Origin of the sequence: Aurantiacibacter flavus (genome assembly GCF_039710615.1) — a bacterium.
GTDB classification, from domain to species: domain Bacteria; phylum Pseudomonadota; class Alphaproteobacteria; order Sphingomonadales; family Sphingomonadaceae; genus Alteraurantiacibacter; species Alteraurantiacibacter flavus.
This window is the reverse complement of sequence record NZ_JBDLBR010000001.1, coordinates 455,091-468,332: the sequence shown is the minus strand read 5'-3', so window position 1 is coordinate 468,332 and position 13,242 is coordinate 455,091. Positions and strand designations below refer to the sequence as shown.

At 62.6% G+C, this 13,242-nt stretch carries 10 protein-coding genes; 6 read left to right on the top strand and 4 right to left on the bottom strand.

Annotated features, from left to right (window positions below):
- Positions 1-97: 97 nt before the first annotated feature.
- The 3 genes from ABDJ38_RS02190 to ABDJ38_RS02180 all read left to right on the top strand — a co-directional run bounded on the left by ABDJ38_RS02190 (position 98) and on the right by ABDJ38_RS02180 (position 3,568).
- Positions 98-1,429 carry an MATE family efflux transporter gene (locus tag ABDJ38_RS02190; RefSeq protein ID WP_346783437.1) on the top strand — a complete coding sequence of 444 codons (1,332 nt, stop codon included), beginning with the start codon at positions 98-100 and terminating at the stop codon, positions 1,427-1,429.
- A gap of 63 nt (positions 1,430-1,492) precedes the next feature.
- Entirely contained in the window at positions 1,493-2,710 is a 1,218-nt protein-coding gene (locus tag ABDJ38_RS02185) for an argininosuccinate synthase (RefSeq protein ID WP_346783436.1), read from the top strand.
- Between the two features lie 273 nt (positions 2,711-2,983).
- Positions 2,984-3,568: a septal ring lytic transglycosylase RlpA family protein gene (locus ABDJ38_RS02180; protein ID WP_346783435.1), complete on the top strand. Its 585-nt coding sequence runs from the start codon at positions 2,984-2,986 to the stop codon at positions 3,566-3,568.
- On the opposite strand, the gene ABDJ38_RS02175 is transcribed toward ABDJ38_RS02180, so the two are convergent.
- Positions 3,565-4,542, bottom strand: a complete 978-nt coding sequence (locus ABDJ38_RS02175) for a hypothetical protein (RefSeq protein WP_346783434.1) — start codon at positions 4,540-4,542, stop codon at positions 3,565-3,567. The two genes, ABDJ38_RS02180 and ABDJ38_RS02175, sit on opposite strands and share 4 nt — an antisense overlap.
- Positions 4,543-5,435: 893 nt before the next feature.
- On the opposite strand from ABDJ38_RS02175, the gene ABDJ38_RS02170 reads away from it, so the two are divergent.
- Genes ABDJ38_RS02170 through ABDJ38_RS02160 form a run of 3 tightly spaced genes read left to right on the top strand, consistent with a single transcriptional unit; the run spans position 5,436 to position 6,844 of the window.
- The gene (locus tag ABDJ38_RS02170) at positions 5,436-6,014 is read left to right on the top strand and encodes an ATP-binding protein (RefSeq protein WP_346783433.1); all 579 of its coding nucleotides are present in this window, start codon (positions 5,436-5,438) and stop codon (positions 6,012-6,014) included.
- Positions 5,998-6,324 carry an STAS-like domain-containing protein gene (locus tag ABDJ38_RS02165; protein ID WP_346783432.1) on the top strand — a complete coding sequence of 109 codons (327 nt, stop codon included), beginning with the start codon at positions 5,998-6,000 and terminating at the stop codon, positions 6,322-6,324. The genes ABDJ38_RS02170 and ABDJ38_RS02165 overlap by 17 nt, the downstream gene beginning before the upstream one ends.
- A 1-nt stretch (position 6,325) precedes the next feature.
- The gene (locus tag ABDJ38_RS02160; RefSeq protein ID WP_346783431.1) at positions 6,326-6,844 is read left to right on the top strand and encodes a hypothetical protein; all 519 of its coding nucleotides are present in this window, start codon (positions 6,326-6,328) and stop codon (positions 6,842-6,844) included.
- Between the two features lie 11 nt (positions 6,845-6,855).
- Here ABDJ38_RS02160 and uvrA read toward each other — a convergent pair whose 3' ends face one another.
- From uvrA to ABDJ38_RS02145, 3 genes are all read right to left on the bottom strand, one after another.
- On the bottom strand, positions 6,856-9,750 hold the full coding sequence (gene uvrA / locus ABDJ38_RS02155; RefSeq protein WP_346783430.1) for an excinuclease ABC subunit UvrA: 2,895 nt from the start codon (positions 9,748-9,750) through the stop codon (positions 6,856-6,858).
- Positions 9,751-9,872: 122 nt separating this feature from the next.
- Positions 9,873-11,741, bottom strand: a complete 1,869-nt coding sequence (locus ABDJ38_RS02150) for a HupA family protein (protein ID WP_346783429.1) — start codon at positions 11,739-11,741, stop codon at positions 9,873-9,875.
- A gap of 14 nt (positions 11,742-11,755) precedes the next feature.
- The gene (locus ABDJ38_RS02145; protein WP_346783428.1) at positions 11,756-13,042 is read right to left on the bottom strand and encodes a surface lipoprotein assembly modifier; all 1,287 of its coding nucleotides are present in this window, start codon (positions 13,040-13,042) and stop codon (positions 11,756-11,758) included.
- Positions 13,043-13,242 lie beyond the last annotated feature (200 nt).

Genomic DNA, 13,242 nt, shown 5'->3' with positions numbered 1-13,242 from the left:
GCTCGGCGCCAGATCGAGCGTCGCTCCCCCCCCCCCTGCCCCTCCCCACGGGGAGGGGAGATTTCCATTCCATCAGGCTCGGTCTAAAGGCGGCGCAATGAGCACCGCCCTGCCCCTCACCCGCCGCGCGATCTTCTCGCAGGCCTGGCCGATCATGCTCGGCCAGGCCTCGATCCCGCTCGTGGGCATTGTCGACACCGCCGTGATCGGGCGCAGCGGCGATGCTGCCGCGCTCGCAGGCGTGGCGCTGGGGGCAACGCTGATCGGCCTCGTGTTCTGGAGCTTCGGCTTCCTGCGCATGGGGATGACCGGCCTTGCCTCGCAGGCGCAGGGTGCGGGCGAACGGCACGAAGTCGAGGCGCTGCTTCTGCGCGGGATCACCATCGGGCTGGCGCTGGGTGTTGCGATCTTCGCGCTGCAAGTGCCACTGGGCCGCGGCGCGCTGGCGCTGATGGCGGGCGGCGAGAGTGTGAGCACCGAGGCAGCCGCCTATATGCACGGCCGCTTCATGGGCGCGCCAGCCGCGCTGACGGTTTATGCGCTGACCGGCTGGCTGTTCGGCCTTGGCCGAACGCGCGACGCATTGGCGCTGCAACTGGTGATGAACGCGGCCAATGTGGGTTTCGACCTGTGGTTCGTCGTGGGCTTCGACTGGGGCGCCTTCGGTGTCGGCGCGGGCACGGCGTTGGCAGAGCTGATCGCGCTGATAACGGGCCTTGCGCTGGTCGGTCGCGATGGCGCGGGCACGGTGGTCGCCTTCGTCCGGCGCGCCACGCAGGCGCAGGTGCTTGACCCGGAGCGGCTGAAGCAGCTGTTCGCGGTCAACCGCGACATCATGATCCGCACCGTCTCGCTGCTGCTGCTGTTCGTCTGGTTCGCCAATGCCGGGGCTCGGCTCGGTGCGGCGGAACTGGCGGCAAACCACGTGCTGTTGCAGTTCGTGAACGTCGCCGCCTTCGTGCTCGACGCCTTCGCCTTCACCGCCGAGGCGCGGGTGGGCAACGCCGTGGGCAAACACTCGCGGGCGGACTTCACGCGCGCAATCCGGCTGGCGGGAGAGTTCTCGCTGCTGGCAGGCGTGCTGCTCTCGGCGCTGTTCCTGCTCGCGGGAGGCCCGGTGATCGACTTTCTCACCACCGAACCGCAAGTGCGCGAGACCGCCCGCCGCTTCCTCCCCTTCGCCGCGCTGATCCCCTTGATCGGGATGCCGAGCTGGATGCTTGACGGCGTGTTCGTCGGGGCAACGCAGGGCCGCGCCTTGCGCAATGCCGCCGTGCTCGCGACGCTTTCCTACATCGCCCTCGATCTGGCATTGCGTGGGCAAGGTCAGCTTGGTCTGTGGATCGCTTTCAGCGCCAGCTATCTGCTGCGCGCAGTGGCGCTTGGCTGGCAGCTTCCGCGCCTTGCGCGCACAATCGGCCCCGCCTGACATTGCGGCGCTTGCCGCTTGCTGATAGGCGCGCGCGAAATTCAGCCTTTGGAGTGTGCCATAATGTCCGAGATCAAGCGCGTCGTCCTTGCCTATTCGGGTGGTCTCGATACCTCGGTGATCGCCAAGTGGCTCGAGGTGGAGCGCGGTCTGGAGGTCGTCACCTTCACCGCCGACCTCGGCCAGGGTGAGGAGATCGAACCGGCACGCGAGAAAGCCCGGGCGATGGGCATTCCCGACGAGCACATCTTCATCGAAGACCTGCGCGAAGAGTTCGTGCGCGACTTCGTGTTCCCGATGATGCGCGCCAACGCCCGTTATGAAGGCGACTACCTGCTCGGCACCTCGATCGCGCGTCCGCTGATTTCGAAGCGTCTGGTCGAGATCGCCCATGCCACCGGCGCCGATGCCGTGGCCCACGGCGCGACCGGCAAGGGCAACGATCAGGTCCGCTTCGAGCTTTCGGCCTATGCGCTTGACCCCGATATAAAGGTCATCGCCCCCTGGCGCGAGTGGGATCTCACCAGCCGCACCGCGCTGATCGCCTGGGCCGAACAGCACCAGATCGCCGTTCCGAAAGACAAGCGCGGCGAAAGCCCGTTCTCGACCGATGCGAACCTTCTGCACACCTCGTCCGAAGGCAAGGTGCTGGAAGATCCGTGGGAAGAGACCCCCGACTACGTCTACTCGCGCACCGACCACCCCGAGACCGCGCCCGACACCCCTGAATACATCACCATCGACTTCGAGCAAGGCGACGGCGTTGCCCTTAACGGCGAGGCGATGAGCCCGGCGACCTTGCTGGCGGCGCTCAACGACCTTGGCCGCAAGCACGGCATCGGCCGCCTCGATCTGGTCGAGAACCGCTTTGTCGGCATGAAGAGCCGCGGCATGTACGAGACACCCGGCGGCGAGATCTACGCCCGCGCCCATCGCGGGATCGAGCAGATCACGCTCGACCGGGGTGCTGCTCACCTCAAGGACGAGCTGATGCCCAAGTATGCCGAGCTGATCTACAACGGCTTCTGGTTCAGCCCCGAGCGCGAGATGCTTCAAGCCGCGATCGACCTCAGCCAGCAGAAGGTGAGCGGCACCGTTCGCCTCAAGCTCTACAAGGGCAATGCCATGGTGGTGGGCCGCAAGTCGGCAAACTCGCTCTATTCGGAGGCGCATGTGACCTTCGAGGACGATGCTGGTGCCTACGACCAGAAGGACGCGGCGGGCTTCATCAAGCTCAATGCCCTGCGCCTGCGCCTGCTGGCCCAGCGCGACCATCGCTGATCGGACACGATCCATGGGGGTCGACAGCGATGTCGGCCCCTGTTCTCGTTCTATCTCACTGATCCTTCGCGCTTTTCCTCCTGCGAATCGGCCTAATCGCGGCATTGGCCTCATTTTGGGTCGCTGCGAAGCCATACGCGCCGCGATTTCACGTCCAAAGCCGCTCGCTTCGCCGCATTTGCGCCCCAATCCGCGACGAACTGCCCCTGTCGAGCGACCACTGGAGGAACCCGGGGTGGGCACCCGCGCCATACCCCCGTAAAGGCGCGCCCCATGAACGCTCAAGATCCCAAGCGCACCTCGCGCCGGACGCTGGCTCTCATCGGCGCCACTGCGACCATTGCTGCCACGCTCGGCATGGTCGGTGCCGGTCACGCCGAGACGCAGCTCGAAACGGCCGCGCTTATCGCGCCGCGTGCCGCCGCCACCGGGCCCGTCTTCACCCCCAGCGAGGAGGCCCGCTTCGCCGAGGCCTTCGCACCCTATGCCGACCCAGCCGCCCCGCTTGACCAGCCCGGCGCCGTCGACATCACCGACATCACCCCGGCCGAGCCCGAGGCCACCCCGCTCGGCAGCGGCGATGCCTCCTACTACGGTCGCCGCTTCAGCGGTCGCCCGACCGCCAGCGGCGAAGCCTTCGACATGACCGCGCTCACCGCCGCGCACAAGACGCTGCCCTTCGGCACCCGCGTGCGCGTCACCTACCCGCGCACCGGCCGCAGCGTCATCGTCCGCATCAACGACCGCGGGCCCTATGCCCATGGCCGCCTGATCGACCTCTCGCGCGCCGCTGCCGAGGAGATCGGCCTCATCGCCCAGGGCCACGGCAAGGTCGAACTCGCCGTTCTGGACCGCTAGGCGCGCTCAAGCGCCGCCTGCGCCTCTTCGGGGGCCAGCGCCCACCAGCGCGGCACGCCCGCCTCGAACGCATGGAGCTGCGCCATCTCCAGCGCGCCGGTGGGATCGCCCTCGGGGCAGAGCCTGAACGGCGGCAGCGCATCCTCGGGCCGCGCCTCCTCCATCCGCTCGAGCCGGTTGCCCAGCCACTGACAGTCCGCCTGCGTCAGCCTGACCCCCGGCTCGGTCTCGGCATCGATGCAGAAGCCCCCACAGTCATCACAAGGTGTGACAGGTGTGACAGGGTCCTGAGGAGATTCTTTCGACCGCTGAGGTTGCCCCTTTTCCCGCGCAGCCTCCCGCTCCGCAAACCCGGCGGGATCGCGCACCAGCTCGCGCGCATCCTGCGCCGCGCGCAGCAGCTCGCGCTCGACCTGCGCGGGCAGCACCGCATCGGCCTCCCCCTCGCCCGCCCCTTCTCCGGCCCCCTCGCCCGCCCCCTCTCCGGCAAGGCGCAGCGCCGCGATCTGGTCGTCGAGCTGCGGGAGCGTGGCGGCAAGGTCGAGCCGCTCGGCCGCCCGGTCCAGCCGCGCCAGATGCGCGAGCAGCAGACGGCTGTCGAACCGCCGCCGCCGCGCGACCTCCTCGCCGTGATAGAACACCGCCTCCTCGACCCCGTTGATGGCCCGCTCGGCCAGCTCGCTCTCGGCGACGGTGCGCGCGGCGAGCAACGCCGCGTCCCACGCCCGCGCAAACCCGGGAGAGCGACGTCGCGCCCGATAGGCGGTCTGCCGGGCGACCCCGGCGCGCTGGCAGGCGATGGCGACCGAGCCCATGGTCATGAGGCTTTCGAGGAAGTCGGCCATGCGCGGCGGCGTGAGCGCGACCTGCTGGCCGCTGGCGGTGCGCGCGATGCGGGGATTGTCGGGATCGGCGATGACATGCGGGTCAAGCTGCGCGAGCTGGAGCGGCGAGAGCTGGACGATGGAGGTCATCGCGCGCCCTCCCCGTGGGTGCGCGCAACATAACTCCCCTCCCCTTGAGGGGAGGGGTCGGGGGAGGGGTTTGCGACGCCCGCTCCACCAGAGCCACCCTTCCCCCCGATCCGCCCCGCCTCGACATGGGCGAGCCAGCGCTGGACATGGCCAACAACGTCGGGATGGTCGATGGGGGCAACGGGCAAGCGGTATTGCGACATGGGGGCACCTCGTGTTCTGCGCGTTTCGTGGACCGCCTTGGGCAAAGCGGGCGCGCAGTGAGGCATATTTTGGGGTGTGTAGGAAAGGGGACTTTTTACTTTCCAAGGCTACGATCATAGACCACAAGAAAATATTCCAGCGCCATTTCCATTTAGCAACAGCGCCGATTAAGACCGCTTGAGAGAATTATGCGTAAAAGTCTCCAGAATCGAGATAAAAATCTTAAGAGAATAGTACGCAAACGTCAGTTGCGTAATCGGCTTTCGAAATTGAAGTTATCTTTTAAGCGTGCTGGTCAAAAATGGCCAGGAAAGCGCCAACGGACGCGTGTTTCAGTTCCATTTGTTTTAAGCCTAAACGCACGGAAGCACCGACCAGAAGTCCTTCGACTTTTCGATAAAATAAGACAACTAGCCCTCGTCGAGAAACGAGTTGTAAATTTAGATTTCTCTAAGACGGAAGTTATAGAGTTTCCGGCAATGCTCCTGTTTATTGCCGAAGTTGATAGAATCAAAAGAATTTTGAAGAGTGAATTTTCTTTTACTCTATCAAATGTAAAAGACCCTCTTACGAGACAGATTCTTGTGCAACTTGGTTTTTACGAGTTGTGCGATCAAACATAGCCAAAAATTGCGAAAGAGCGCTTCCAAGATAACGTTCGCCACTGGCGGTACGCAAGTGGCGAACGTGTGGATGACGAAGCGAACGCGGCCTTTGACCGCATCGAGGGCCGAATTGCGCCAGAGGCGTTTAAGGGCATGTGGCGCAGCTTTTCTGAGGCTCTCGTAAACAGTGTTCAGCACGCCTATATCGAGCCGCGAGGCACTGCCGGGTCGCGGATGCGCAGCAAAAGGTGGTGGATGCTCACTCAAGAGTTAGAAGGCGAATTAACTGTGATGGTCTGCGATTTAGGAATTGGCATACCACGCTCGCTACCACTGAAGTGGGAGGAATCCGTTGTGGCTCAGCTAATCTCAAAATTCGATAGCTCCAAGGGGCCTGACGTCAAAGCCATACGCACAGCGCTTGAGATTAGCAAAACTCGAACACAGGAAGCGCATCGCGGAAAAGGTCTACCGCAAATCTGGCAAGCGGTTCGAGAGGTATCCGGTCGCGGTGTTTCGATTTTCTCCAATAGGGCGCGCCTAACATGGAATGGTGCAACCGATAAGGAGCATGAATTTGAATACTCAGATAGCATTAAAGGAACGATCGTCGCGTGGAGCGTCAAGACAATTGACGGAGACAATAATGACCACGTTTATTGACATAGGGCGTCAATTTTCTCGTCACCCCGCAGGGAGATTTCCAAGTGATGGGAAATATAATGGAGAATCATTCCGAAAGAAATTCCTCGTGACCCCCTTAAATGTCGGAGAGAATATTTCCATTATTTTCGATAACGCGATTGATTATGGCTCCTCTTTCTTAGAAGAGGCGTTTGGCGGACTGATCAGAATCGAAGGTTTTTCCCGAGATCAAGTTCTAAATTTGATCACTCTCGAAACCAGCGATGATTTTCTTCGCTATGAAGTTTTGGAGTATATTAATTCAGCAGAGTCCACAGGCCGGAATTGATATGAGCGAACCGAGCCCGAACGTTTGGTTGTCTTTAGCCCCATTAGCCCTATCAGTCATCGGCTGGGTCGTTGTTTTTGAGCACTCGGCGCTTTTGAAAAATAGAGATAACATCTCGGAAATTGTTAAAAGCGCCAAATTCGAAGTCGACGAAATCCTAAAAATTTCAAAACAATATTATGAAAGCAACGATAATCACATCGGCTTCTTAAGCGGAGAAATTCGCTCGAAGTTTCTTTTAGTGAGCCACTACCTCATGCTTCTCAGAGATTTGGGCGTTGACGGAAAAGTTGCCCGGTATCTCGTGCAATACAAGCAAGCCGTCACTGGAGGCTATTTTGAGACTATCGATTTCAAGATGCAAACACAAGAACAGGTTGGAAAATCTGATATAACTAATTCTGCTAATGAACTTAAGTTTCGAATCGACAAAATGTATTGCGATTGGATGAAAAGCACTTCGATCTTGAAAGTGATTTCCTCACTTTTCAGAGATCGTATCCGCAACCTTAGAGACTAACGCGTTCCCGGTCACGCCCCCAGCATCGGCTTCAAATACTGCCCCGTATAGCTCGCTGCCGTAGAAGCCACATCCTCCGGCGTACCCTCAGCCACAATCTCACCCCCGCGCACACCGCCATCCGGCCCAAGGTCCACCAGCCAGTCGGCGGTCTTGATCACGTCGAGGTTGTGCTCGATCACCACCACAGAGTTCCCCTGATCGACCAGCCGGTGCAGCACCTCGAGCAGTTTCCTCACGTCCTCGAAGTGCAGGCCGGTGGTCGGCTCGTCGAGGATATAGAGCGTCTGCCCGGTGGAGCGGCGCGACAGCTCTTTCGCCAGCTTCACCCGCTGCGCCTCGCCCCCGGATAAGGTGGTCGCCTGCTGGCCCACCTTGATGTAGCCCAGCCCCACCTCGGCCAGCATCGCCATCTTGTCGCGGATCGGGGGCACCGCCTTGAAGAACTCGACCGCGTCCTCGATCGTCATGTCGAGCACGTCGGCGATCGAGTGGCCCTTGAACTTCACCTCCAGCGTCTCGCGGTTGTAGCGCTTGCCGCCGCATTCCTCGCAGGTGACGTAGACGTCGGGCAGGAAGTGCATCTCGATCTTGATCAGGCCGTCGCCGGTGCAGGCCTCGCAGCGGCCGCCCTTCACGTTGAAGCTGAACCGCCCCGGCTTGTAGCCGCGCGCCTGCGCCTCGGGCAGCCCTGCGAACCAGTCGCGGATCTGGGTGAAGGCGCCGGTGTAGGTGGCCGGGTTCGAGCGCGGGGTGCGGCCGATGGGCGACTGGTCGATCTCGATCACCTTGTCGCAGTGCTGGAGGCCGGTCACCTTGTCGTGCGGCCCCGCGATCACCCGCGCGCCGTTCAGCGTGCGGGCGGCGGCGGCATAGAGCGTGTCGATGGTGAAGCTCGACTTGCCGCTGCCCGAAACGCCGGTGATGCAGGTGAAGGTGCCGAGCGGGATCGCGGCGGTGACGTCCTTGAGGTTGTTCGCCTTCGCGCCGTGGACGGTGAGCTTCTTGCCGTTGCCCTTGCGGCGCTTGGCCGGCACCTCGATCTGGCGCGTGCCGTTGAGGTAGGCGGCGGTGAGTGAGTTCTTGTTCTTGAGCACCTGCTTCAAGGTGCCCTCGGCCACGATCTCGCCGCCGTGGACGCCCGCGCCGGGGCCGAGGTCGACCAGATAGTCGGCGGCGCGGATGGCGTCCTCGTCGTGCTCGACCACGATCACCGTGTTGCCGAGATCGCGCAGGCGCTTGAGCGTTTCGAGCAGCCGGTCGTTGTCGCGCTGGTGGAGGCCGATGGAGGGCTCGTCGAGCACGTAGAGCACGCCCGAAAGCCCTGAGCCGATCTGCGAGGCGAGCCGGATGCGCTGGCTCTCACCGCCCGAGAGTGTGCCGCTGGTGCGGTCGAGGTTGAGGTAGTCGAGCCCGACATTGTCGAGGAAGCCGAGCCGCTCGACGATCTCCTTGAGGATGGCCTTGGCGATCTGGTTCTGGGTGTCGGTCAACTTCTCGGGAAGTGCGGTAAACCATTGCAGCGCATCGGAAACCGAGTAGCGCGTGGGTTGCGAGATGTCGGTCGCGTCGATCTTCACCGCGCGCGCTTTCTCGTTGAGGCGGGCGCCGCCACAGGTCTCGCATGGCTGCGCGGTCTGGAACTTGGACAGCTCCTCCTGCATCCAGGCGCTGTCGGTCTGCTGCATGCGGCGCTGGAGGTTGCCCATCACGCCCTCGAACGGTTTTTGCACCGTGTAGCTCTTGCGGCCATCCTTGAAGGTCAGCTCGACCGGCATGCCCTTGGTGCCATGGAGGATGATGTCGCGCTGGTCCGCATCGAGCTGGTTCCACGGGGTCTCGATATCGAAGTCGTAGGCCTTGGCGAGGCTGGTCAGCACCTGCATGTAATAGGGCGACGGCGGGTTGCTCTTCGCCCAGGGCACGATGGCGCCCTTCTTGAGGCTCAGCTCCTCGTTGGGGACCACCAGCTGCGGGTCGAACAGCTGCTTTTCGCCGATGCCGTCGCAGGTGGGGCAAGCGCCCTGCGGCGCGTTGAACGAGAACAGGCGGGGCTCGATCTCCTCGATGGTGAAGCCCGAGACCGGACAGGCGAACTTCTCGCTGAACACGATGCGGTTGGCGGGCAGGCCTGCGCCCTTGAGGTTCTTGCCCTGCTCCTCGCCTTCGCGGCCCGGCACCACGCCATCGGCCAGATCGACATAGGCCAGCCCCTCGGCCAGCTTCAGCGCGGTTTCGAACGAGTCCGCCAGCCGCGTCTCCAGCCCTTCCTTCACCGCGATCCGGTCGACCACCACCTCGATGTCGTGCTTGTACTTCTTGTCGAGCGCAGGCGCTTCCTCGATCGCGTACATTTCGCCATCGATGCGCACGCGGGTGAAGCCCGCCTTCTGCCACTCGGCCAGCTCCTTGCGGTATTCGCCCTTGCGGCCGCGCACCACCGGCGCGAGCAGATAGGCGCGCGTGCCCTCGGGCAGGGCCATTACCCGGTCGACCATGTTGGAGACCGTCTGCGCCTCGATCGGCAGGCCGGTGGCAGGCGAATAGGGCACCCCCACCCGCGCCCAAAGCAGGCGCATGTAGTCGTAAATCTCGGTGACGGTCGCCACGGTCGAGCGCGGGTTGCGGCTCGTGGTCTTCTGCTCGATCGAGATTGCGGGCGAGAGCCCGTCGATATGCTCGACATCGGGCTTCTGCATCATTTCGAGGAACTGGCGCGCATAGGCGCTCAGGCTCTCGACATAGCGGCGCTGGCCCTCGGCATAGATGGTGTCGAAGGCGAGGCTCGACTTGCCGCTGCCGGAAAGGCCGGTGATGACGATGAGCTTGTCGCGCGGCAGCTCGATATCGACGCCCTTGAGGTTATGCTCACGGGCGCCGCGGACGGAAATGTGGGTGAGTGACATGGGGGCTCACTTGGGGACTGGTTGGCACAGAGTCCAGCGCCCTGAAAGGGCAACCGGAGATGTGAACCATGTTCCGCAAATGTTCCGATAGGTCAAGATCAAGTCATCGCCCGTCCCCAGCCTCAGGGGGGCGGCGCGCGAGTGCCGAAGCTCACTCCCTCGAGCGTGCCGAGCGCAGGATCTTCCAATCCGAAGGTGGCGACATATTCCTGTGCCACATCGCCATAGAGTTTACCGAGGAGCAGCCCATCAAGGTCCGTGGCGTTTGCCCGCAACACCCCGTCGACAGCCGAGAGCGTCCCGGTAAAGTCGTAATTGCCATAGGCGATCGGTGAGCCATTGGCATCGGTGCCACTGGGTGCCAGGCTCGCACTGAGCGTACGGGCAAGAAAGTCAATCTCGAGCATCGAAGTGCCGCCGAAGCTCGCCTTTATGTCGCTTCCCTGCCGCAACGTGCCCGATACCAGGCCGGCATAACGGCCACTGCCCGTCTGCGGGATCTGGTGCAGCGGGGTGGCAATGCCGAAGCCGATCCAGTCGAGTGAAGTGCCGACCACCGCGCCGTCCTTATCGTACCACGTGCCATCGGCCCTCATGAAACTCGAATAGGTAAGCGTAACCCCTGCCGACGAACCGTCGAAAACGCTTATCAGATGCTCGGTCTCGCCATCTCCAGCGATCTCGTCCGTGGCACGATAGGCCAACATGTCGTCGGCGTCGTTGGCAGGCACGCGGTTGCGCTGCTCGAACGCAACAGCGAACAGGCTGGTGGAGGCCAGATAGGTGCCAGTGGCTGGATCGTAGGTATTATACCAAATGACGCGGTGGCTTTCCGACGACGACCACTCGGACGTCTCGGCGAAATAGTTGCCACGCTCAGTGGACCAAAAATAGGTGAGCTCGGTCAAGCTCGCCAGCGTCTTGGTCGCCGCCAGATCGGCATTTTCTCGGCCGACAAAGCTCACGTTGTAAAAATCGCTGCCGCTGGTGCCGTAAAGCACGCCGCCAATCTCATCGGCCTCGGGGCCGTAGAACTGTCCATCGAGCGTGCCGGTGAAGATGAGCGGGCCGTTGGCATCCTGATGGCTGGCGCTGAAGGTGCCGTTGAACAGGTTTTCGCCCGCAACGATGCTGGCAGTGCCGCTGAGCGAGCCGGCCAGGTAGGTTGAGTAGGAAGAGCCACTCGTATTGGTGGACCAGGTGTTCGCGTCGAGCGAGAGCTGCCCGCTGGAGAAATCGATCAACACCGTACCATTGCCTGAGAGAATGCTCAGCGTATCGTAAGGGGCTACAGGTGTGGTGCCCGAGCCCCAATTGCCGCCCGAATGAACGCCGTGGAGGCTGATGTAGTGCGAGGCGCGCCCGCTGGTGGCAACAGCGCTTGCCTGGCTAGGAAAGCCAAACGCAAAGGCCGAGGCCAGATAGGTCCGTTCGTCGTCGATGAAATTGAGCGTGGAAGAATAGAACAGACCTGCACGTACGTGGCGCGCCGTCGGGAACACATTTTCATTATACGATGAGATATCCGAAAGCACCAACCGGTCCTCGTTGTCGTCCTCGACTCGCTCGAAGCCCTGGCCGTCAACTTCCGGCACCTCTTCATCCGGGCCAAAGCTGAAGCTCTGGGTTCCCACGCGAAGGGCGTAAGAGTTGTCGCTGGCATCGTAGCTGATCTCAACCCCGGTGCCGTCGCCGCGCTCAGCGGGCTGGGCTCTGCCACGGTCGTAAACCAGACTTGTTAGCCCGGCCTCGGTGGCAAAGCTGCCGGTGACCAGCGGTGGGACGACACCGGTGTTTTCCGGAGGAGCAGGCGTCGGAGCGGGCGTCGGTGCAGGTGTAGGTGCAGGTGTAGGTGCAGGTGTAGGTGCAGGCGCAGGCGGCGGGGTCACCACCGTGCCGCCGCCACCGCCGGTGCTCCCGCCGCCGCAGGCTGATAGCGAAAAGGCCAGCATCAACGCGCTGGCACCTGCCATAAGGTGCGAATTCTTCATTTCCCGATCCCCTGTCAAAATGCCGCCGTGATGCCGAGTTCGATCGACACGCGGCTGTAATCGTAAAGTTCGATGGTCGAATTGCTCTTTTCGTAACGCGCCGACACCAGCGGCGCGAAGGCGCCCACGCGCAGGGCGCGGAAGGTGCCCGAGAGCCCCGTCTCGAAGCGGTCGTCGACACGCCGGCGCGGATAAAGCAGGATGCGCGCATCGGCCTCGGTGCGGTCGTAACCGGCGTTGAGCACCAGCGTCGTGTGGCCGAACTCGCGAAACAGGTAGACATCGGCCCCGCCACTGGCGAGCGAGTAACCCGGATCGCGTGCCACTTCCCGGAAGCCCGAAAGGCGCACGCCGCCTCCGAAGCGCGCGCTGATAGCCTTGTCCGCGCTCAAGCCCAGCGAATAGCGCCGTGCATCGCGCTGATCGCTCAGGAGATCGTCGGTTTCAATCGCGACTGCATCCAGCGTAAGCCGGGCAGTACGCGAAACCGGCTTCTGCCATTCGCCCGAAAGGCCATAGCCGGTGGTGTAGGACTTGCCGCCGAACCAGCGATGGCTCACCAGTGCGGCGAGCGAAAGCCGCTGCGAACCCCAGGTAAATTGCGGCCCGGCTTCGAGCGACCCGACATAATCGTTGAACTGATCCTTGCCGTAGAACCGCGCCTGCACGCTCGACCGTATCAGCAGGTCGGCCTTGGAAGATAACGGCGCGCGAAAATAGGCCTGTGCGCGCAGCGCCAGACCGACGCCCGAGGTCGCCTGGGCATCCCGGTCGAGGTCGAAATTGCCGATCACGGTTTCAAGCGTGTCGGAGCGGGTGGCCCGGTTGATGTTGCTATCGGGCGCTAGCGCGAGCTGGAAAGAGCCGCCTACCCGCTTCTTGGCCGCCAGCGCCGCGGCATAGAACCGCACCAGTTGCTCGACCTCCTGCGGCAGGCCCGCTGCCTGCGCTGCGCGTATTTCGCGCTGGGCATCGCCAAAATGGCCGAGCATCGCCTGCATCCGTGCCAGTTCGACCCGCACCCGTGCGGCATCGGGCTTGTCGTCGAGAATAGCGCGCAACAACACGGCGGCGGCCTCGAACTTGCCCTGTTTGTCGGCCAGCATCAACGCCAAGCGGAAGCGCGCTTCGGTTCGCAGCTCAATGTCCGGATTGGTCGCCAATGCGCGGTAGGCCGTCTCGGCTGCCGCATAATCGCCAGCATCGGACGCCGCACCAGCATAGGCAAAAAGCTGGGCCGGGGTGAACTCGCGAACTTGCTCGCTGCCCGCCGACGGCGCCGCCGCAGCATTTGTAGCCATAGCCCGAGGCAAATCCTGCGCAACGGCATGCGCGGCCGCAAACAGCAGCAAAATCGCCGGCCCCATAAAGACTGCGACCCGAATTCTATTTGCAGGCAAAAGTTGGGGACCCTTTTTTACTCGGCAACCGATATGCGTTTTCTAACGGGATGCAAGATTCGAATTTATCGCAATCGGTGCTTTGCCCTCCCCTTGCCCCC

What these genes read in the sequence shown, in the direction of transcription:
- ABDJ38_RS02190 (WP_346783437.1), top strand. Translation starts at nt 98, where the DNA reads ATGAGCACCGCCCTGCCCCTCACCCGCCGCGCGATCTTCTCGCAGGCC.
- ABDJ38_RS02185 (WP_346783436.1), top strand. Translation starts at nt 1,493, where the DNA reads ATGTCCGAGATCAAGCGCGTCGTCCTTGCCTATTCGGGTGGTCTCGAT.
- ABDJ38_RS02180 (WP_346783435.1), top strand. Translation starts at nt 2,984, where the DNA reads ATGAACGCTCAAGATCCCAAGCGCACCTCGCGCCGGACGCTGGCTCTC.
- ABDJ38_RS02175 (WP_346783434.1), bottom strand. Translation starts at nt 4,542, where the DNA reads ATGACCTCCATCGTCCAGCTCTCGCCGCTCCAGCTCGCGCAGCTTGAC.
- ABDJ38_RS02165 (WP_346783432.1), top strand. Translation starts at nt 5,998, where the DNA reads ATGACCACGTTTATTGACATAGGGCGTCAATTTTCTCGTCACCCCGCA.
- ABDJ38_RS02160 (WP_346783431.1), top strand. Translation starts at nt 6,326, where the DNA reads ATGAGCGAACCGAGCCCGAACGTTTGGTTGTCTTTAGCCCCATTAGCC.
- uvrA (WP_346783430.1), bottom strand. Translation starts at nt 9,750, where the DNA reads ATGTCACTCACCCACATTTCCGTCCGCGGCGCCCGTGAGCATAACCTC.
- ABDJ38_RS02150 (WP_346783429.1), bottom strand. Translation starts at nt 11,741, where the DNA reads ATGAAGAATTCGCACCTTATGGCAGGTGCCAGCGCGTTGATGCTGGCC.
- ABDJ38_RS02145 (WP_346783428.1), bottom strand. Translation starts at nt 13,042, where the DNA reads ATGGCTACAAATGCTGCGGCGGCGCCGTCGGCGGGCAGCGAGCAAGTT.